This window comes from Aurantimonas sp. A2-1-M11, from assembly GCF_036549475.1.
Classification (GTDB): Bacteria; Pseudomonadota; Alphaproteobacteria; order Rhizobiales; family Rhizobiaceae; genus Aurantimonas.
The window spans coordinates 1-18,384 of the sequence record NZ_JAZHLI010000033.1 but is presented as its reverse complement, the minus strand read 5'-3'; the positions used below and the strand labels follow the sequence as shown (position 1 = coordinate 18,384).

Here is an 18,384-nt window from a genome sequence, read left to right as displayed (position 1 = left end):
TCAAACTCCGGTATCAGGTAGGTCGGCGAGCGACGGCAGTCCGGCGAACCCCAGTTCGTCGGCGTCCTGGCGCGCCGGCTCGCCGGTGCGAATGCCCGAGCGCAGCTTGGCCGAGCGGGCACGCGGATTGCGCTCCGCCTCGTCGTCGCTCGCACCGATCGCGCGGTTGCGCGCCTCGAAGGTCTGCGTCGCCGGCGCGACGTCCGGCAGATGGCGAGAGCCCGACGGCGGCGACGAGCGGTCGCGCAGGAAGCGCTTGACGATGCGGTCTTCCAGCGAATGGAAGCTGACCACCACGAGCCGGCCACCCGGCTTGAGCACCCGTTCGGCCGCGACGAGCGCGCGGGCGAGTTCGCCCAGCTCGTCATTGACGAAGATGCGCAGTCCCTGGAAGCTGCGGGTCGCGGGGTCGATCTTGTCCTTGGGCGCCCGGCCGACGACCTTGCCGATCACGCCGGCGAGATCGAGGGTGCGCGTGAACGGCGTCTCGGCCCGACGCGCCTCGATGGCCCGCGCCACCCGGCCCGCCTGCTTCTCCTCGCCCAGAATGCCGATGACGCGCAGCAGGTCGCCGACCTTCAGCCGGTTGACGACGTCGGCCGCGCTTGGCCCGGAGCCGCTCATGCGCATGTCGAGCGGCCCGTCCTTCTGGAAGGAGAAGCCGCGCTCGGCCTCGTCGAGCTGCATGGACGAGACGCCGATATCGAGAACGATGCCGTCGACGAGCCCGCCCGCCGCTTCGGCCTCGACGATGCGATGCAGGTCGCCGAAGCGACCCTCCACCGGCGTCAGCCGGCCATCATGATCCTGCGCGAGTGCGCGCGCCGTCGCCACGGCGGCCGGGTCGCGGTCGATGGCGATGACGTTCGCGCCAGCCGCCAGGATCGCCCGCGTATATCCGCCCGCCCCGAATGTGCCGTCGACGATGACGTCGCCCGGCCCCGGGGCGAGCGCGTCGAGCACTTCTGCAAGCAACACCGGAATGTGGCGAGCCGGTCCGCCAACCACGGGACCGTCGATCCCGTCGTGACCCGCCGTCATTCCGGTGCTCCCGCAGACGCCCTGCCGCCTGGCGACGTTGCCAGCAGCCGTGCCCTCGCCTCGCTGCGTGCCGCCTCGAACCGCGCCGGCTCCCAGAGCTGGAAGTATTTGCGCGTGCCCACGAAGGCGACCTTGTCGGTGATCCCGGTATGGGAGCGGATGAAGTCCGTCACGACGATCCTCCCTTCCGCATCGAATTTCAGATAGGCGCCGTCGCCGTAGGCGAAGAGCGCAAGGTCCTGATAGGCCTCGCTGAACGGATCCTGAGTATCCATCTGCCGCTCGAAACGCTCGAGCAGATCCGGACCGCCCACTTCCATCACCGGCAGCGCCAGGCTGCGCATGGCAAACAGGTCGCGGATGCCCCGCGCGGCGATCACCTGCCGGAACGAAGCCGGCACGGACACCCGACCCTTGGAGTCGATGTTGTTGACGTAATTGGAGAGGAACCAGTCCATCAGCCGCAGCGCTGCCCGTCGCGACAGATTCCCATCTCATCAAGGCCCCCGCCTGCCTGCCGATCGACCGGCGCACCGACCCCACGGCGCTGCCTGACTTGCGGCGTCTACGACCTGCCTCAGACCGTCCGAAGCGCGTGTTTTCCTGTCTGGAATGGAGTCGCGAACGACCCCTGAATGATGGCTTATGGAATATCATGGGCACTCTTGGTCGTCAATGGGAATTGCCGCCACGGCAGCTGCGCACGACCCGCCCGGACTGTCTATCATCCTGCCCTTAATGGCCTATTAACATTGACGTTTTGCAAACGAACCAAGAATTCCCATGGCCAGGGGCTCGGGCGCGGCAAGGCGCGCCGACGGGACCGTCCAGATCGCGAATTCGGTTGAAGTTCGGGGTGCTTGCGGCGACGGGGGACGCCGTCCCATGCCGAGACGGGAAAAATCCGGTCGCGGCGATGCGTTTTTCGCGATCGGCCCGTTGGGCGATGATGGGATGAAAGTGCCAGCCGGCCTGTAAGCCGGGTTCTGTAGGCGGCATGACCGCCTGGCGACCATTCCTCTGGGACGACCCTTGCGAGCCGCCTCTAGCAACCTACCCGAACGACCGGCCCGGAGAGGGCTGGCGACCCGTCTTGCGACGAACCGACCGCGTCGTTCCTATTCGGTCTTGCTCCCGGTGGGGTTTGCCGTGCCGTCGCTGTTGCCAGAGACGCGGTGGGCTCTTACCCCACCGTTTCACCCTTACCCCGCCAGCACTGCGGCTCTCTGCGAGATCCTCGCGAGCCGCACTGCAGGCGGGGCGGTCTGTTTTCTGTGGCACTTTCCCTGGGGTCGCCCCCGCCGGACGTTATCCGGCACCGTTTCTCCGTGGAGCCCGGACTTTCCTCCCCCGCCGTCTTTCGACATGTGACGGGAGCGGCCGCCCAGCCGGCTGGCGTCCGCTACGTGTTCCGGCCGGCCGTCGAAGTCAACGGCAAATCGTCATGGCGCACCGGGTCACGGCGCTCCGGCAGGGCCGAGGCCGGTCCCGTCCCGACCTTGGGCGGCAGCGAGTACAGTGTGACGAAACGCTGCGCGACGGCGCGGTCGCCGGTGATTTCCAACACCCCGTCGGCCTCCAGCGCCGCCAGCGGCACGCCGCCATAGATTGCACCGCCGATCACCGGTGCCTCGGCCGCCAGGACCACATCGGCCTCGTCCGGCGCCCTCGCGGCGATGGCGATCCGCCCGTTTGCGACCTCGGCGAGAAACGCCTGCCCGTCGACCACCAGGCCGATCCTTGCGGCAAAGCCGCCGACGCGCTCCGCCGCGAACATGGCTCGTAGCGACAGCATCAGCGAGGCCGCGCTCAACGGCATCGACGGATCATGCGCCGGCGAGCGCACCGCCCAGCGCCCCAGCGCCTGGAAGATCGGTTCGCTCTCATAGCCCCATTCGGTCAGCTCGTAGACCTGAGAGGCCGCAGGCGGTGGCAGGCGGCGCCGCACCAGCACGCCCGCCGCCTCCAGCCCTTCCAGCCGCTGGGTCAGGACATTGGCGCTGATCCCAGGCAGCGCGGACCGCAGGTCGGAGAAGCGGCGCGGCCCCCACATCAGTTCGCGGACGACGAGGAGCGCCCAGCGTTCGCCAAGGAGATCCATGCCGTGGGCAGCGGCACAGGCATCTTCGTATCGGCGGCGTTGGCGAGCGTCAGGAGTTTTAGTTATTTTTTCTAACTTCATTGTTGTATTTTATAACTGAATGCGCCATCAATGGCAAAGGTTAGATCGCAAGAGGTTTCCATGACCCGCCTGATATTCATCAATCTGCCCGTTGCCGAGCTGTCCCGCGCCGTTGCCTTCTACGAGGCCGTCGGGGCCGAGCGAAATCCCCATTTTTCCAACGAGACAGCCGCCTGCATGGTGTTTTCGGAGACCATCCACGTAATGCTCCTGACCCATGCGCGCTTCCGCGAATTCACGTCGAAGCCGATCGCCGACGCCCATGCCAGCACGCAGATGCTGCACTGCACCTCGGTCGAGAGCCGCGACACCGTGGATGCGGTGATCGGCTGGGCGAGCGAAGCCGGGGGCAAAGCGGACCCGGGCCCGAAGCAGGACCATGGCTTCATGTACATGCGCAGCTTCGAGGACCCCGATGGCCATACCTGGGAAGTCATGTGGATGGAGCCGGCCGCCGTCCCGGCCAACACGGAGATGGCGACCGCCTGATCCGCCATCCGGGCACATACGCCCTTACACGACCATCGCCCGGCCCAAGCGCCGGTCGAAGCTGGCGTCCCGCACTGTGGCTTGCCACCGTGCCGGGACCGGCCAAACGATTCAAGAAGGGAGGAAACGCATGAGCTATGTAGATGGATTCGTGATCGCGGTCCCCGCCGCCAACAGGGAGGCCTACCGCGAACTGGCAGCCCGCGTCGGCCCGGTGCTCATGGAGCACGGGGCCCTGCGCTTGGTGGAATGCTGGGGCGACAACGTGCCTGATGGCAAGGTCACCGATTTCCGGCGCGCGGTGAAGGCCGAAATGGACGAGGTGGTCGTGTTCTCGTGGATCTCCTGGCCCGACAAGGCGACACGCGACGCCGGCATGGCCAAGATCATGGAAGATCCGCGCATGAAGCCGGGCGACATGCCCTTCGACGGCCAGCGGATGATCTATGGCAGTTTCGAGGTGATCCTCGACATGGCCGCCTGACCCCAAGGGACGAAGCGCTCCTGCGTCCCCTGCGTCGTCCCGGACAGTCCGCGCCGCGGAAGCCGAGCGGACGGGCTCATGCCCCTTGAAAACAGCATCCGGCATTGCTCGAAGCCGCATGTCGAGGCGATGCCCGAAGGACCACGCGGCTGGCAGCACTCACCCCACTGACCGCCGTCGGGTCCGGACGGAAGCGGCCGCGCCCCTCGCGACCGCTTCCTTGTCGTCGCCGCGTGCCGGCCGATCAGGCCTGCGCGAGCTCGCGTTTGACCTTCGAGCAGTAGCGCTGGGAAATCGGGTTCATCCGCTTGGCGTAGTGCCCGGCATTGTATTTCAGGATCGTCCCGCAGGTCGTCCCGCCGCCGCGCTGCACGGCGCCTGCCAGATAGCGCATGCCCCATTTGACGTTGGTCGCCGGGTCGTAGAGCGCCTTGGTGCTGCCCTTGAAGCCCATGCCGCGTGCCGTCGCCGGCTTGATCTGCATCAGCCCGACTTCGCCGGCGGCGCCGGTCACCGACGCACGATAGCTGCTCTCGATGTTGATGACCGCATGGGCCAGGCGCAGCGGCACGCCATGGGCGGCGGCTTCCTTGGCGATGATGCCGGCGAAGGGCCGGTCGGCGAAGCGCTCCAGGGCGGCGACTTCGATGGGAGCGACCGTGATCTCGGTAGCTGTATCCTGGGCAAAAGTGGTCGTCATATGGCCGAGTGCCAGCGTCGCGGCAAGTGCCACGGTCGTGAGTCTGTTCATGGAAACCCCAAATGATCCTTGCCGGCCATCCCCTTGAACAGCCGGCGCTATTTCCCCTCGAAGCGGCTGGACCGCATCAGCGAGGACCGCTGTGTGCGGCGCAAAATCATCGGGAATGTGACGGAGTGATCACGCAACATTTCATAGTGAAACAATCACCGCCATCAGGCGCTGGCGACAGCGCTTTCGGCAGGGGCAAACGGCGACCGCGGCAGTGTGGTCAAAAGCCGGTGCAACGTCTCGATCGTGGAGGCATCGGCGATGCCGTCGACGCGCTCCTGGCGGAAATGCCGCTGGAAGGCGATCGTCGCCAGACGCGTTGCGTCGTCGAAGGTTCCGTCGCACGGCACCCCATAGCCATAGGCCGCAAGCAGCGATTGGTAGGCGGCCACCGGCTCGCCCCGATCGCCAAGGCCGAGATAGCGTCCACCCTTCAGCGGCGCCGGATCGACCGCGTGGCCGATGCCGGCTGAAAAAAGTTGAAGCCAGGGGAACTTTTCGCCGGGATCGCACTTTCGCGCAGGCGCGACATCGGAATGGGCGAGCACGAATTCCGGGTGGATCGGCCGCCGCGCGACACAATCGGCACACAATCTCTGTACCGCCTCGATCTGCACGGACGGAAAATCGGGATAGCCGTTGCCGTGTCCCAGATTGACGATCTCGATACCGATTGAGCGGGAATTGATGTCGCCGCGGCCGCGCCAGCTTCCGGCGCCGGCGTGCCAGGCGCGCCGATCCTCGGGCACCATCTGCACGATCCGCCCGTCCTCGTGGACGAGATAGTGGCACGAAACCTCGCTGTCGGGGTTGCAGAGCCAGCGCACCGCCTCCTCCCCCGTCCCCATGCCGGTATAATGCAGGATCAGCATGTCGGGCCGCTGCCCGTCGCGGCGCTCGGTGTGGTTCGGCGACGGGCGGATTTCGTCGACGCCGGCATGATCGGGACTCAAGCCGCGGTCTTTCCTGCAATCTGGCTGTAGGCGTTGTTGATCGCCTTCATCCGCTCGGTGGCGATGAACATGAACTCGTCGGGGACGCCGCGGGCGGCGAGACGGTCCGGATGGTTCTCGCGCACGAGGGTCAGATAGCGCGCCCGGGTCTCGGCGGGTTCGGTGTCCGGGTGCAACCCGAGCACCGCGTAGGGATTGTTCGGTCCCAGGATATGACGATTGCGCACGTCGGTGAACTCGGCCTCGCTCAGCCCGAAGATACGGGCGACGGCGGCCAGGAACTCCAGCTCGCGCTCATGCACCAGCCCGTCGGCCTTGGCGATGTGGAACAGGCCGTCGAGGATGTCCGTCAGGAGTTCGCAGGTCTCGCCTTCCTCGCGGCACAGGCCCTTTAGCCGCATGGCGTAGCTTTCGAAGCCGGCGATGTCTTGCTTGGCAAGGTCGTAGAGACGGAAGACGTTGCGCAGTTCCTCGGGCGGAATTTCAAGGATGTCCTGAAACGCGGCAACCTCGCGCTGCGACACGATGCCGTCGGCCTTGGCCATCTTCGCCGACAAGGCGATGACGGCCACGCCGAAGGCGACGCGTTTGCGGGTCTCGCGATCGCCGCCGAAAATCGATCGGATGCTCTCGAAGATGGCGTCCAGCGTCGCGCGGCTGCCGGAAGGGATAGCCTGCAGCAGCGCGTTGAGGCTCGTCAGAATGTTCATCGCGCCGCCCCGGCCATTATTCAGATTGGTATTATCTGCGATCATTCATTGCGACGCAAACAGACGCTCGCGCATCTGCGGCGAACAGCCCATCACCCTGCACGACCCGGCTATCTTGTCGTCAACGGCGCCATCGCCCGTTGGTTTCCCGGCCATTACGTCTTCTTTCAACCGCGACCAGCCTCGTTCCAGCCAGAAATGATTCATGGGAGGGCGGCGCAGACCGACCGCCGTCGCCGATGCGTGGCCTTGCGAGCAAAGCGGGGCCACAATGGGCGATCTCCCGCCAGTTCCCGAGAGACCCGATGCGCGACCGCCCCGAGACGAATACCTTTACTGCCGCGCGCCGCGGGATCTCGCGCCGCCGCCTGGCCCTGGCCGGCATGGCGCTGGTCCTCACCCTCGCCGGCTGTCGCTCGACGGCGCTCAGCGTCGCCGAGCTCGGGCTCTCCGACATGGCCGTCGAGGCATCCCACGAATACCCGGTGCACGGTATCGACGTCGCCAAGTACCAGGGTGACATTGACTGGCGCGCGGCCCGCGACGGAGGCGTTGCCTTTGCCTTTCTGAAAGCCACCGAGGGCGGCGACCGGCTTGACGACCGGTTCCTGGAGAACTGGCGCGAGGCGGGCGCCGCCGGCGTGCCGCGCGGCGCCTATCATTTCTGGTATCATTGCCGGCCGGGCAGCGAGCAGGCCGAATGGTTCATCGACAACGTCCCGCGGGAAAAGGGCGCCCTGCCCCCGGTGATCGACGTCGAATGGACGCCCTTTTCGCCGACCTGCACCAAGCGGCCGCCCCGTGATGATCTGGTGCGCGAGGTCGTGGCCATGTCGAATGCGCTGGAGCGGCACTATGGGCAGCGCCCCATCCTCTACGTGCCCATCGACGTCCATCGCGAGCGTCTCGTCGCCGCCTTCCCCAACCACGAATTCTGGGTGCGCGCCGTCGCCGATCATCCCGACAATGTCTACGAGAACCGCAAATTCCGCTTCTGGCAGTACACCGCAACCGGCACGGTGCCCGGTGTTCGCGGCGACGTCGACCGCAACGCCTTTGCCGGCACGCGGGCCGATTGGGCGACATGGCTGAAGGCCCGGATGCGCCGTTGACGTTCTTCAAAGCGCCATGATGATCACCTAGGCGCGGAGGAAACGCCCATTGCCATCATCGTGAGGATTTCGCCGATGCCCGTCGCCAGCCGTTTCGCCCTGACCCTGTCGCTCCTGTTGTCCGGCAGCTCGCTTGCGGCGGCACAGCAATGCGGCGGCGATTTCGGCGCCTTCCTGCAGGGCGTACGGGCCGAGGCCCAAGCCAAGGGGCTGTCCGCCGGCGCCATCGACGCTGCCATCGCTGACATGCGCCTCGACCCGAAGGTCCTGGCGGCCGACCAGGCCCAGGGCGTCTTTGCCCAGGACTGGCAGCAATTCGCCACCCGCATGGTCAATGGCTACCGGCTGAAGCAGGGCAAGGAAAACCTGCAGACCTATGCGAACGTCCTGTCGCGCGTCGAGGCGGAGACCGGCGTGCCCGGCCCGGTCATCGCCGCCTTCTGGGGGCTGGAGACCGACTACGGTGCCGTCCTCGGCGGGTTCGACACGCTGGCCGCGCTTGCCACGCTCGCCCATGACTGCCGGCGGCCGGAACTCTTCCGCCCGCATCTGATCGCGGCGATCGAACTCGTCGACCGCGGCTATCTCGCGCCGTCCGAGATGCAGGGCGCTTGGGCCGGCGAACTCGGCCAGACCCAGCTACTGCCTGAAGAATATCTCGCCTTCGGCACTGATGGCGACAACAACGGCCGGGTCGACCTGCTCAAGGACGAGGCCGACGTCCTGTTCACCACCGGCAAGTACATCCAGTCGCTGGGCTGGCGTGGCGGCGAGCCCTGGCTCGAGGCCGTGCAGGTGCCCGCGCAGTTCCCCTGGGATCGCGCCGCCCTCGTCAACAAGGAGCCGCGCGCGAACTTCGCCGAGCTCGGCGTGACACGTGCCGACGGATCGGCCCTGCCGGCCGACCAGTTGCCCGCCTCGCTGATCCTGCCGATGGGACGCGGTGGCCCGGCCTTCCTGGCCTATCCGAATTTCGACATCTACCTGAAGTGGAACCAGTCGCTGGTCTACTCGCTGACCGCCGCCTATTTCTCCACCCGCCTCGCCGGCGCCCCGTCGGCCGACATGGGCAATCCCCAGCCGGGCCTCGACCTGGAAGCCACCAAGCAGCTGCAGCAGCGCCTGAGCGATCTCGGCTACGACACCGGCGGCATCGACGGCATCCTCGGCGAGAACACCCGCGNCGGGCCTCGACCTGGAAGCCACCAAGCAGCTGCAGCAGCGCCTGAGCGATCTCGGCTACGACACCGGCGGCATCGACGGCATCCTCGGCGAGAACACCCGCGCGGCGGTCCGCAGGGAACAAATCCGCCTCGGCCTGCCGGCCGACGGCTGGCCGACCGCGGAGTTGCTGCGCGCACTCTGATACGCGGGCGGTCCCGCCGGTCAGATCGCCGGCGGGACCGCCCCCTGATACGATCGGGTCATGCACCGGCCCTCGCCATCGGCCTGCCGAGACGATAAGCACGGCTTACGTCCATCGATCCCGGCCTCTCCGGTCCGGGCGGCAGAAAGTGCTCGTGACCCGGCCATCGTCTCACCCTCCCTCCCACAGGATGCCGTGCGGGCCGGCCCATGACGACCGCCGCCCGGTTGCGGGCTGTCGGACGGCGCGATGACGGACGATGTCCTCGCCCGCGCGCCCGATGCCGCCACGCCGGGCCGCAGGCCGCCGGCCGCCATCCAGTGGCTGGCACTGCTGGCGCTCTCCATCCTGATCGGCGGCGCGCTGGAACTGGTCGGCATGCCCGCCGCCATGCTGCTCGGCCCGATGATCGCGGCCATCCTCTTGGCGGTGCGCGGCACGTCTATCGCCGTATCACCGGTTCCCTATTCCGCCGCCCAGGCGGCGATCGGCTGTCTCGTCGCCGCAGCAATCACGCCGCAGATCCTGTCGACCTTCCTCCTCGACTGGCCGCTCTATGTGGGGGTGGTGCTCGCCGTGATCGCCGCAAGCAGCGTCCTTGGCGGCCTGATGAGTCGCTGGCACGTCCTGCCCGGGACGACCGCGGTGTGGGGCACGTCGCCGGGCGCCGCGACGGCGATGGTGGTGATGGCGGACGCCTTCGGCGCCGATGCCCGCCTCGTCGGCTTCATGCAGTATCTGCGGGTCATCCTCGTCGCCATCGCCGCCGCGCTGATGGCCCGGTTCTGGATCAGCGACGATGCGCCGGCGGCGACCGCTCAGGTCGCCGTCTGGTTTCCGACGCTGGTCTGGGAACATTTCGGTCCGACGCTGGCCTTTGTCGGTCTCGGCGTGCTGGTCGGCCGCTTCCTCGCCATCCCCGCCGGCCCGCTCCTGGTGCCCATGGCGATCGGCGTCGCGCTCAATCTCGCAGGCTATGTGGAATTCCAGCTGCCCGAATGGTTCCTGGTGCTCGGCTACGGCGTCCTCGGCTGGAAGATCGGCCTCGGCTTCGATCGCGCGGTGCTCGCCCATGCGTGGCATGCACTGCCCAGGATCGTCGGCTCGATCCTCATCCTAATGACCTTCTGCGCCGGCCTCGCCGCGCTCCTGCATGTCGGGCTCGGCATCGATCCGGTGACCGCCTATCTGGCGACGAGCCCCGGCGGCATGGATTCCATCGCCATCATCGCCGCCTCCACCCGGGTCGACCTGCCCTTCGTCATGGCGCTGCAGACGGTGCGCTTCGTCATCGTGCTGGTCGCCGGGCCGCCCATCGCGCGCTTCGTGGCGCGCCGTTTCGGCGTTCGCGACTAGCCGGCGCTATTCGCCGGCGGCCGGGCTGGCCGATGCTTCCTGCGTCTCGACCTTGCCATTGCGCCGGGCGATCTTCCGCCGGCTCAGGGCACGGCGCAACGCGCGGGCGCGCACCTTCAGCCAGACGCCCATGTCTTCCACGGTCTCGATCCGCTCGCCGTAGAGTTCGGCAAGCGCCGCACGGAATTCGGCGTAGCCGAAGCGCGCCTCGCCCTCCAGATGGCGAATCACCACCATCCAGGCGGGCGAGACCAGCAGCGAAACGGCGGTGACCGCCAGCGCCAGCCGATAGACGTCGCCGCCAAGGGCGCCGGAGGCGAAGGCCGCCGCCGCCAGGACAAAGGAGAACTCGCCGATCTGCGCCATGGACAGACCCGCCTCGATGGCGGTCTTGTGCGGCAGGCCGGCCAGCCGGATGAGCACGACGTTCAGCACGCTCTTGGCGAGGATCACGAAAAACGAGGCGACGAGCACCAGCACCCAGTTCTCGGCGATGTAGCCGAGATCGATCAGGAGGCCGATCGACAGGAAGAACACCACCAGAAGCAGCGCCTGGATCGGCTCGACCACATGGATGACGCGCGAGCGCAGGGTCGAGGCGCCGACCACCAGCCCGGCGATGAAGGCGCCATAGGCGGGCGACAGGCCGACGAGGCCCGACACCGCCGCGGCGGCAAAGCAGAAGGCGAGCGAGCCAAGAGCCAGGATCTCGACATTATCCTCCACCGCCGCCGCGAAGAACGGTTTCAGCTTGCCCCGGCGCCCGAGGAACCACAGCAGCCCGCCGAGGGCGGCGACCGCCACGGCGATCTTCAGCCCGACAGCTCCCCAGCTCACGGCCTCCTCGCCGCCGAGCGAGGTGGCTATGATGAGCATCGGCACCACCGCCAGGTCCTGGGCGATCAGCACCGCCACGGCGATCCGGCCCGGCTCATGGCGCAGTTCACCGATGTCCTCCAGCATCTTCATCGCCACCACGGTCGACGACAGCGCGATGATGAAGCCGAGGATGATCGCCTCGGCCAACGTCGTCTCGGAGATCGCCATCAGGCCGAAAGCGATCGCCATGGCGGCGAGAAGCTGGCCGCCGGCAATCTGCACCGCGGGCTTCAGCGAGGCGACGAAGGCCTTCAGCGACAGTTCCATGCCGATGAAGAACAAGAGCATCAGCACGCCCATCTCGGCGAGCATGGTGACGTTCTCGTTGGAGGTGGAGATCACGCCGAGCGCCGAGGGTCCGAGCAGGACACCGGCGAGGATGAAGCCGACCAGCGGGGGCTGGCGCAGTCGCATCAGGCCGAGGCCGGCGGTCACCGCGACGACAATAACGATGGCGATGGCGATCAGGCCGGTTTCGGTCCCGTGGGCGCCATGAGCACCGTTCGCAACTTCCGTGTGCGCGACGCTCGTCGTGGCCTGCGTGACCGCTTCCGTCATGTCGCCTTCCCTCTGCCCCGTCTGCGTGATTCGCGGGCGGTAGCACGAAAGTGCAGAACTATGACCCGCTTGTGTCCGCCGCCCCGCCCGCCTGGTTCCCTGCCCGGCGCGCGCATGCCGACTTCACCCTATCACCTTGCGGCAACATCTGTTTCGCGGCGCGGGCATTCCCATATGGTGAGCGACGCACGAACAGGAGACATGTCCATGACCGCCGCCGATCCTTCCCTCCACGCCGAACACCAGCGGCGCCTCAAGCGCATCAGCCGGGTCGCGCGGCTGATGGACACGGCGATCCGGATCCCCGGTACCGGCATCCGCTTCGGTGGCGATTCAGTGCTGGGCCTGATTCCGGGAGTCGGCGACGCGGCCGGCAGCCTGATCGGCGTCTATATTATCAACGAGGCGCGGCGCCTCGGCCTGCCCCGGCACAAACTGGCGAAGATGGTCGGCAATCTGGGCGTCGACTTCGCCGTCGGCGTCGTTCCGCTCCTGGGCGACGTCTTCGACGTCTTCTTCAAGGCCCACCGGCGCAATCTCGATATCGTCCTTGAGCATTTCGGCGAGGACGATACGGCCTTTGGCGACGCCCTGCGCGATCCGCCGATGAAAGACATCACGCCGAAGCGCTGACGTCATTCGTCTTCGCGGCGACATGCATCCGTGGCACCCTGCGATGAGGGAATCGCGGGGATGACGGGTGACGCAGGCAGGTGATGTCGATCGACGGGAAGCGGCACAGACGGCAGCCGCAGACAGGGCAGGTCCCGTTCGGGGTCCAGAAGGCTCGCCCGGCGAAGTGTTCCGCGCATTCCTCAAGCTCGGCTTTTCGGCCTTCGGCGGGCCGATCGCCCATCTCGGCTATTTCCGCGACGAGTTCGTCACCCGCCGCCTCTGGCTGGACGAGACCGGCTATGGCGACCTCGTGGCGCTCTGCCAGTTCCTCCCCGGCCCGGCCTCCAGCCAGGTAGGCTTCGCCATCGGACTGATGCGGGCCGGCCCCCTCGGCGCGCTGGCAGCCTGGACCGCCTTCACCCTGCCCTCCGCCATCCTGCTGATCCTCTTTGCGGCCGGCGCGCAGGCCTTCGAGAGCGGCGTCGGCGCGGCAATCGTCCACGGCCTGAAGATCGTCGCCGTCGCGGTGGTGGCGCAGGCGGTCTTCGGCATGGCCCGCACGCTGTGCCCCGACCGAACCCGCGCGACCATCGCGCTTGTGGCCGTGGTCGCGGTCGTCGTCGTCGCCGGTTCGCTCGGCCAGATCGCGGCGATCGTCATGGGCGGGCTGACCGGCCTCGTCTTCTGCAGGGCCGGGATGGCGGCCACGCCGCCGGCCCACGTCATCCCCGTGTCTCGCCGCGTCGGCCTTGTCGCACTTGCCGTCTTCGCAATCCTCCTCGTCCTGTTGCCGATCCTTGCCGCGACGACCAGCGGGGCCGGGCCCCTGGCCCTGTTCGACGCCTTCTACCGGGCCGGCGCCCTGGTCTTCGGCGGCGGCCACGTCGTCCTGCCGCTGTTGCAGGCCTTCGTCGTCGAGCCCGGATGGGCCAGCGAAGATGCCTTTCTGGCTGGCTACGGTGCCGCCCAGGCCGTGCCCGGGCCATTGTTCACCTTCGCCGCCTATCTCGGTGCGATCGTCTCGCCGAAAGCCTTCGGCATCGCCGGCGCCGCCATCGCGCTCGTGGCGATCTTCCTGCCCGGCATGCTCCTCGTCGTCGCCGCGCTGCCGTTCTGGGACGCCTTCCGCCGCCGCGTCACGGCGCAGGCCGCCATGCGCGGCGCCAATGCCGCCGTGGTCGGCATTCTGGGTGCGGCGCTTTACGATCCGGTCTTTGTCAGCGCGGTGCGGGCGCCGGCCGATTTCGCCCTGGCACTGGCCGGCTTCGTGCTGCTGGTCGTCTGGAAGGCGCCCCCCTGGACCGTCGTCCTGTTCTGCGCCCTCATCAGCGTCGCCATCGCGTAAAGCATCCATTAACCGCACCAGGAACGAACGTGCTGTTCTAGCGAAACTTTAAGTATCAAGCGGCATTCTCTGCCCGCGTCGCTGCACGATTCGCGCAGGACCACATTCGGAGATGGTGATGAGCTCGCGGGTCGACATGGACCTTGGTGTCGATGTCCAGACACTGTTCCTCACCAATGCCATGATCCTCATCGTGATGGGGCTCGCCTTCTATGCGGCCTGGCACAAGCAACGCGAGGAAGCGTACTGGCCGGTCTGGATAGCCGCCAACTTCATTATCGCCGCTTCGCTCTTCGGCTACATGGCTTTTCCGAGCCAGCAAGCGAGCCTCGCCCTGGCCATTCCGAACAGCCTGCTCGTCATCGGTTCCGGCCTGCGCTGGACGGCAGCGCGCCTGTTCACCCGGCGCCGCGTCTCCTGGACACTTGTCATACTGCCGGCGCTCGTCGTGGTCGTGCTGTTCGGCATCCCGGCACATTTCGACTACCTGACGGTCTATTGCACAGTGAACGCCATTCTGATGCTGCAGGCCGCCGCTACCGCCCGGGAATTCTACACGGACCGGGAATCCGGCCTGCCGTCTCGCTGCGGTTTGATGCTGGCCTACGGCATCATGGCGCTGTCCTTCGCTGGTTGCATCGGCCAGGCGATTTTCCTCCAACCGGATGACAACGCCCAGCTGATCTTCGAAGGCATCCTGCAGATCCATCTTCTTGTCGCCGTGATCCACACGACCGCCAGCGGTGCCTTTATCCTGTCGATCGCCTATGAGCGGATGGCGAAGGATCTGCGCCATGCCGCCATGCACGACGCACTGACAAAACTCCCCAACCGGCGCGCCTTCAAACTGCGGCTGCAGGAGGCGCTGAACGCCCGGGCCGAATTCGCGCTGGTCATCTTCGATCTCGACCACTTCAAGGCAATCAACGACGGCTACGGTCACGCCGCCGGCGATGCGGCCCTGCGCCGCTTTGCCCTGCTTTGTTCGACAGTGCTTCGCCAGGGCGACTTCGTGGCCCGCATCGGCGGCGAGGAGTTCGCGGCGATCCTTCCCGACGTAACGCGCACCGAGGCCTTCCTGTTGACGGACCGCGTTCGGGCGACGGTCGCCGCAACGCGGATTTCGTCCGAGGACGGCACCTTTGCGCTGACTCTCAGCGCCGGCATCGTCCATTCCGCCGACAGCATGGGAAGCTTCGACCGGCTGATGCGCGCGGCCGACGCCAATCTCTACCGGGCCAAGAATGCCGGTCGCAACCGCATCGTGGAAACCGCGGCGGCCTGACGACCGCGTGTTTCACCAGCGGCGCGAGCGGGCGAAATAGGCGTCCGCCTGCGGGCCGAAGGCGGAGCGAAGCGCGGCCTCTTCGCCGCGGATGAAGCGGGTGGTGATCACGAAGGGAAAGCCGATGGCGACTGCCACGGCGGACAACGCGCCCAGCCAGAAGGCGACCCCCACCAGCCCCAGTGCCATGCCCGTATAGATCGGGTTGCGATTGATGCGGTACGGCCCCTCGACGATCAGCGCCGTCGGCACCTCGCGCGGCTCGATCGAGGTCTGCTTGCGCCGGAACCAGAGCGCCGACCAGACCATGACCGCAAGCCCCACCACGATCAGGCCCATGCCGATCATCGTCGTCAGCGACGACGAGAAAAAGGCGAGCGGCAGCACGAACGCCGCCGCGACTTCGGCCGCCAGGAAGCCGAGCGCCCAGACCGGCGGAATATCCGGAAAATTGTGGCTGATCGACATGTCCGTTTCCCTTCGTCCGATCGTCAGACGAATATGGGATGGCGGACGGCCTGTCACGCCTGTCGAGGGTCGGAGGCGGCATCTGCGATCCTGTCGATCGCCAATACGCCGGATCGTCTCTGGGGATGAACCGAGACCCCCGACCGGTCAGGCCGCGTGCGAGCGCAGCGGGTCCTGCATCGTCGGGCTGAACAGGCGATAGGTCTGCCGCCCGGCCGCCTTGGCGGCGTAGAGGGCGGAATCGGCCCGGCGGAACAGGATGTCCGGTTCCGTTCCCGGCTCGGCCAGCGCAATGCCGACTGACGCGCCGAGATCGGATGCCACGCTGTCCGCGAAGGGGCGGTTCAGGACATCGACGATTGTTGCCGCCAGAACCTCGACCGTTATCCGCTCGACATGGCCACCGAGGATCACCCCGAATTCGTCGCCACCGATGCGCGCCACCAGTTCGGCCTGCCCGCACACCTGTTGCAGCCGCGCGGCCGTTTCCTTCAGGCATGCGTCGCCGAAGGCATGTCCGAACGTGTCGTTGGTCTCCTTGAAGCCGTCGAGATCGATGAGGATCAGCGCCCCGACGGTACCGGCATCGGTGCCCGCACCAGCAAGCTCCAGCCGCGTCTGGAACTGGCTGCGGTTCGCCAGGCCCGTCATGACGTCGTATTCGGCCAGATAACGCATCCGGTCGGCGAGAAGTTTTTCCTCGGTGATGTCCTGCTTCATGCCGAAGATGCGCACCGGCATCCCCTGCTCGCATTCCACCGTGGCGGTGATGCGGATCCAGCGCAACCGGCCCGTGGCGGTGGTGATCTCGACGTCGAGCTCGAAGCCGCCGCGTGCGGCGATGGCCTCGCTACGAATCTCTTCGAGAATCAGCCGCGATTCCTCAGGATAATATTGCAGGATTGTATCCCGGTCGAGAGGCGATCCGCGCGGCAGTTCGAAGAGGTCGTAGACGACGTCGGTCCAGCGCAACGTCTGCTCCGGCAGCGCACATTCCCAGACGCCGATGCGCGCCACCTCGGAGGCCCGATCGAAGATCTTGGTCACGTGCGCGAGCATGGCGGCCTGCTGGCGGATGAGACGCGACTTCGCCTCCAGCTCCGCCGTCAGGCGCGAGACGCGAGCGGGGCTGTTCGCGCGAAAGATCATCGCGCCGATATCCCGTGCTGCTTGCATACACCCGCCGCCCATGGACCGAGCGCACGCGTCCCAAACACGTCGGGCGTGTCTGGTGTGGTGTCAGTCGGGGTCGGCACGGCGGTCGGCATTGCGAAACACGGCTCCTTCATCGCGATCACGCACAAGCGTATCCGCCCCGTTCTTAATATTTCCCTGTCGCGCCTTCCGTATCAGTCTGCCATGGTTTCCAGGCTGGCAAAACTCTCGGCCGCGTCGCCCTCGTCAAAGGGCGTCGTCACCTCCACGAATGTGTCGGGATAGAAGCCGTTGAAGCGGGTGCGCAGCGACAGGGAATAGGCGCCGATGTGGCCGATCTCGATCCAGTCCCCGGTGTCCACCGTTTCCGGCAACCAGAAGGGTCGCGACAGGATGTCGACGCTGTCGCAGGTCGCGCCGCAGACCTTGAACGCCTGGATGTTCGACGGGTCGCCATTGCGGCTCTGGCGGGCCGGATCGGGAATGAACCGCGCCGGCAGCGTGATCTTGCCGGTCCACGAATCCGACAGCGAGGCCCAGATTCCGTCATTGATGTAGAGGCGCTTGCCCTTGCGCAGCAGCACCCGGACGATCAGCGAGAAGGCGCGCGCGACGACCACCCGGCCGGGCTCGGCCACCAGCGGCATGTCGGAAAAGCCCCATTCCTCGATGTCGGAGGTCAGGCGCGACATGATCTGGCCGAAACCGGGCATCTCGCGCTTCTTGCGGCGCGGATCGTGGCCGTATTCGGCCGGAAAGCCGCCGCCGACATCGATGCCGGCCAGCGGCACGTCGGCGCGGTTGCGCACCCAGTCGGCCGAGGCAAGCGCCCGCTCATAGGTGTCCGGGTCCTCGATCTGCGACCCGACATGGAAGCAGATGCCGACCTTGAAGCCGATCCGGTGGCAGCGCTGGAGAAGCTCGACCGCGTGGGCTGGCGCCGCGCCGAACTTCTTCGACAGCTCGTAAGCGGCACTGCCCTTGGTCTGGATGCGGATGAACAGGGTGATCTTGCCGGGGTCGAGATCGAGGGCCCGCACGACGTTCAGGATCTTGACCACCTCATCCTCGTGGTCGAGAGACATCACCCGGATGCCGTAGGTCTCCAGCGCCAGGCGAATGTCGGACTGGGCCTTGACCGGATGCATGTAGAGCATCTCGGCATCGGGCTGGGCAGCGCGCACGGCGGCGAACTCGCCAGGCGAGGCCACGTCGAAGATGCGAACGCCGGCGCGGCTGAGGGTCTCCAGCACCATCGGCTCGCCATTCGTCTTCACCGCATAGGCGGTGTCGCCCGGAAACGCCGCCATGAAGCGTTCGGCATCGGCGGTGAGGACGGCGGGGCGGAAGCAGTAGACGGGCACGTCGGGCCGGAGCGTCAGGGCGGCATCCTTGGCGGACTTGAAGCTCTGCAACAGGCGGTTCTCCACTGGGGTGACACCCGGTCGCTGGACCGGCGGAACAAAGGCAGGAAGCAGAAACATCCTCGGTCGACCCCGCCATTGCAGCGCAACTTAGGATTTCCGCATCGATAACTGCTACTCTTCCGGCTGTCTTGGCTTGATCGTGTAGTTCCATTCGGGATGGAAGGCGTCGCCGGTGATGTCGAGGCGGGCGAACTCGGCATCGGAAACT

The 18,384-nt window shown here is 66.8% G+C and carries 18 protein-coding genes and 1 other RNA gene; 8 read left to right on the top strand and 11 right to left on the bottom strand.

Annotation, left to right across the window (positions count from 1 at the left end):
• From rsmH to VQ042_RS15165, 4 genes are all read right to left on the bottom strand, one after another.
• Positions 1 to 1,041, bottom strand: a complete 1,041-nt coding sequence (rsmH, locus tag VQ042_RS15180) for a 16S rRNA (cytosine(1402)-N(4))-methyltransferase RsmH (protein ID WP_331820746.1) — start codon at positions 1,039 to 1,041, stop codon at positions 1 to 3.
• Positions 1,038 to 1,499 carry a division/cell wall cluster transcriptional repressor MraZ gene (gene mraZ, locus VQ042_RS15175; RefSeq protein ID WP_331820744.1) on the bottom strand — a complete coding sequence of 154 codons (462 nt, stop codon included), beginning with the start codon at positions 1,497 to 1,499 and terminating at the stop codon, positions 1,038 to 1,040. The genes rsmH and mraZ overlap by 4 nt, the downstream gene beginning before the upstream one ends.
• Positions 1,500 to 2,000: 501 nt before the next feature.
• An RNA gene (gene rnpB, locus VQ042_RS15170) (RNase P RNA component class A) lies at positions 2,001 to 2,437 on the bottom strand.
• Between the two features lie 6 nt (positions 2,438 to 2,443).
• Complete coding sequence (locus VQ042_RS15165) at positions 2,444 to 3,223, bottom strand: winged helix-turn-helix transcriptional regulator (RefSeq protein WP_331820742.1); 780 nt, start codon at positions 3,221 to 3,223, stop codon at positions 2,444 to 2,446.
• A gap of 60 nt (positions 3,224 to 3,283) precedes the next feature.
• On the opposite strand from VQ042_RS15165, the gene VQ042_RS15160 reads away from it, so the two are divergent.
• A complete protein-coding gene (locus tag VQ042_RS15160; RefSeq protein WP_331820740.1) occupies positions 3,284 to 3,712 on the top strand; it encodes a VOC family protein in 429 nt (142 codons plus the stop codon).
• Between the two features lie 130 nt (positions 3,713 to 3,842).
• On the top strand, positions 3,843 to 4,196 hold the full coding sequence (locus VQ042_RS15155; protein ID WP_331820738.1) for a DUF1428 domain-containing protein: 354 nt from the start codon (positions 3,843 to 3,845) through the stop codon (positions 4,194 to 4,196).
• 244 nt (positions 4,197 to 4,440) lie between these two features.
• Here VQ042_RS15155 and VQ042_RS15150 read toward each other — a convergent pair whose 3' ends face one another.
• From VQ042_RS15150 to VQ042_RS15140, 3 genes are all read right to left on the bottom strand, one after another.
• Entirely contained in the window at positions 4,441 to 4,947 is a 507-nt protein-coding gene (locus VQ042_RS15150; RefSeq protein ID WP_331820735.1) for a lytic transglycosylase domain-containing protein, read from the bottom strand.
• A 164-nt stretch (positions 4,948 to 5,111) separates the two neighbouring features.
• On the bottom strand, positions 5,112 to 5,900 hold the full coding sequence (locus VQ042_RS15145; RefSeq protein WP_331820733.1) for an N-acetylmuramoyl-L-alanine amidase: 789 nt from the start codon (positions 5,898 to 5,900) through the stop codon (positions 5,112 to 5,114).
• Positions 5,897 to 6,601, bottom strand: a complete 705-nt coding sequence (locus VQ042_RS15140) for a TerB family tellurite resistance protein (protein ID WP_442880094.1) — start codon at positions 6,599 to 6,601, stop codon at positions 5,897 to 5,899. The genes VQ042_RS15145 and VQ042_RS15140 overlap by 4 nt, the downstream gene beginning before the upstream one ends.
• A gap of 314 nt (positions 6,602 to 6,915) precedes the next feature.
• Between VQ042_RS15140 and VQ042_RS15135 the strand changes: the two genes are divergently transcribed.
• The 3 genes from VQ042_RS15135 (at position 6,916) to VQ042_RS15125 (ending at position 10,444) form a co-directional block, all read left to right on the top strand.
• Entirely contained in the window at positions 6,916 to 7,722 is an 807-nt protein-coding gene (locus VQ042_RS15135; RefSeq protein WP_331820729.1) for a glycoside hydrolase family 25 protein, read from the top strand.
• Between the two features lie 75 nt (positions 7,723 to 7,797).
• The gene (locus tag VQ042_RS15130) at positions 7,798 to 9,186 is read left to right on the top strand and encodes a lytic murein transglycosylase (RefSeq protein WP_331820727.1); all 1,389 of its coding nucleotides are present in this window, start codon (positions 7,798 to 7,800) and stop codon (positions 9,184 to 9,186) included.
• A gap of 151 nt (positions 9,187 to 9,337) precedes the next feature.
• Complete coding sequence (locus VQ042_RS15125) at positions 9,338 to 10,444, top strand: AbrB family transcriptional regulator (RefSeq protein WP_331820725.1); 1,107 nt, start codon at positions 9,338 to 9,340, stop codon at positions 10,442 to 10,444.
• 6 nt (positions 10,445 to 10,450) lie between these two features.
• Here VQ042_RS15125 and VQ042_RS15120 read toward each other — a convergent pair whose 3' ends face one another.
• Positions 10,451 to 11,881: a cation:proton antiporter gene (locus VQ042_RS15120; protein ID WP_331820723.1), complete on the bottom strand. Its 1,431-nt coding sequence runs from the start codon at positions 11,879 to 11,881 to the stop codon at positions 10,451 to 10,453.
• 207 nt (positions 11,882 to 12,088) lie between these two features.
• On the opposite strand from VQ042_RS15120, the gene VQ042_RS15115 reads away from it, so the two are divergent.
• The 3 genes from VQ042_RS15115 to VQ042_RS15105 all read left to right on the top strand — a co-directional run bounded on the left by VQ042_RS15115 (position 12,089) and on the right by VQ042_RS15105 (position 15,126).
• A complete protein-coding gene (locus tag VQ042_RS15115; RefSeq protein WP_331820721.1) occupies positions 12,089 to 12,514 on the top strand; it encodes a DUF4112 domain-containing protein in 426 nt (141 codons plus the stop codon).
• 166 nt (positions 12,515 to 12,680) lie between these two features.
• The gene (gene chrA / locus VQ042_RS15110; protein WP_331820719.1) at positions 12,681 to 13,841 is read left to right on the top strand and encodes a chromate efflux transporter; all 1,161 of its coding nucleotides are present in this window, start codon (positions 12,681 to 12,683) and stop codon (positions 13,839 to 13,841) included.
• A gap of 118 nt (positions 13,842 to 13,959) precedes the next feature.
• A complete protein-coding gene (locus VQ042_RS15105; RefSeq protein WP_331820717.1) occupies positions 13,960 to 15,126 on the top strand; it encodes a GGDEF domain-containing protein in 1,167 nt (388 codons plus the stop codon).
• Between the two features lie 12 nt (positions 15,127 to 15,138).
• On the opposite strand, the gene VQ042_RS15100 is transcribed toward VQ042_RS15105, so the two are convergent.
• From VQ042_RS15100 to VQ042_RS15090, 3 genes are all read right to left on the bottom strand, one after another.
• The gene (locus tag VQ042_RS15100) at positions 15,139 to 15,594 is read right to left on the bottom strand and encodes a methyltransferase family protein (RefSeq protein WP_331820715.1); all 456 of its coding nucleotides are present in this window, start codon (positions 15,592 to 15,594) and stop codon (positions 15,139 to 15,141) included.
• Positions 15,595 to 15,741: 147 nt separating this feature from the next.
• The gene (locus VQ042_RS15095) at positions 15,742 to 16,743 is read right to left on the bottom strand and encodes a diguanylate cyclase domain-containing protein (RefSeq protein WP_331820713.1); all 1,002 of its coding nucleotides are present in this window, start codon (positions 16,741 to 16,743) and stop codon (positions 15,742 to 15,744) included.
• A 200-nt stretch (positions 16,744 to 16,943) separates the two neighbouring features.
• Positions 16,944 to 18,164, bottom strand: coding sequence for an alanine racemase (locus tag VQ042_RS15090; RefSeq protein WP_331820710.1), 1,221 nt, complete (start codon positions 18,162 to 18,164; stop codon positions 16,944 to 16,946).
• Positions 18,165 to 18,384 lie beyond the last annotated feature (220 nt).

What these genes read in the sequence shown, in the direction of transcription:
- VQ042_RS15120 (WP_331820723.1), bottom strand. Translation starts at nt 11,881, where the DNA reads ATGACGGAAGCGGTCACGCAGGCCACGACGAGCGTCGCGCACACGGAA.
- VQ042_RS15095 (WP_331820713.1), bottom strand. Translation starts at nt 16,743, where the DNA reads ATGATCTTTCGCGCGAACAGCCCCGCTCGCGTCTCGCGCCTGACGGCG.
- VQ042_RS15155 (WP_331820738.1), top strand. Translation starts at nt 3,843, where the DNA reads ATGAGCTATGTAGATGGATTCGTGATCGCGGTCCCCGCCGCCAACAGG.
- rsmH (WP_331820746.1), bottom strand. Translation starts at nt 1,041, where the DNA reads ATGACGGCGGGTCACGACGGGATCGACGGTCCCGTGGTTGGCGGACCG.
- VQ042_RS15105 (WP_331820717.1), top strand. Translation starts at nt 13,960, where the DNA reads ATGAGCTCGCGGGTCGACATGGACCTTGGTGTCGATGTCCAGACACTG.
- VQ042_RS15115 (WP_331820721.1), top strand. Translation starts at nt 12,089, where the DNA reads ATGACCGCCGCCGATCCTTCCCTCCACGCCGAACACCAGCGGCGCCTC.
- VQ042_RS15165 (WP_331820742.1), bottom strand. Translation starts at nt 3,223, where the DNA reads ATGAAGTTAGAAAAAATAACTAAAACTCCTGACGCTCGCCAACGCCGC.
- VQ042_RS15125 (WP_331820725.1), top strand. Translation starts at nt 9,338, where the DNA reads ATGACGGACGATGTCCTCGCCCGCGCGCCCGATGCCGCCACGCCGGGC.
- VQ042_RS15160 (WP_331820740.1), top strand. Translation starts at nt 3,284, where the DNA reads ATGACCCGCCTGATATTCATCAATCTGCCCGTTGCCGAGCTGTCCCGC.
- VQ042_RS15135 (WP_331820729.1), top strand. Translation starts at nt 6,916, where the DNA reads ATGCGCGACCGCCCCGAGACGAATACCTTTACTGCCGCGCGCCGCGGG.
- VQ042_RS15100 (WP_331820715.1), bottom strand. Translation starts at nt 15,594, where the DNA reads ATGTCGATCAGCCACAATTTTCCGGATATTCCGCCGGTCTGGGCGCTC.
- mraZ (WP_331820744.1), bottom strand. Translation starts at nt 1,499, where the DNA reads ATGGACTGGTTCCTCTCCAATTACGTCAACAACATCGACTCCAAGGGT.
- VQ042_RS15150 (WP_331820735.1), bottom strand. Translation starts at nt 4,947, where the DNA reads ATGAACAGACTCACGACCGTGGCACTTGCCGCGACGCTGGCACTCGGC.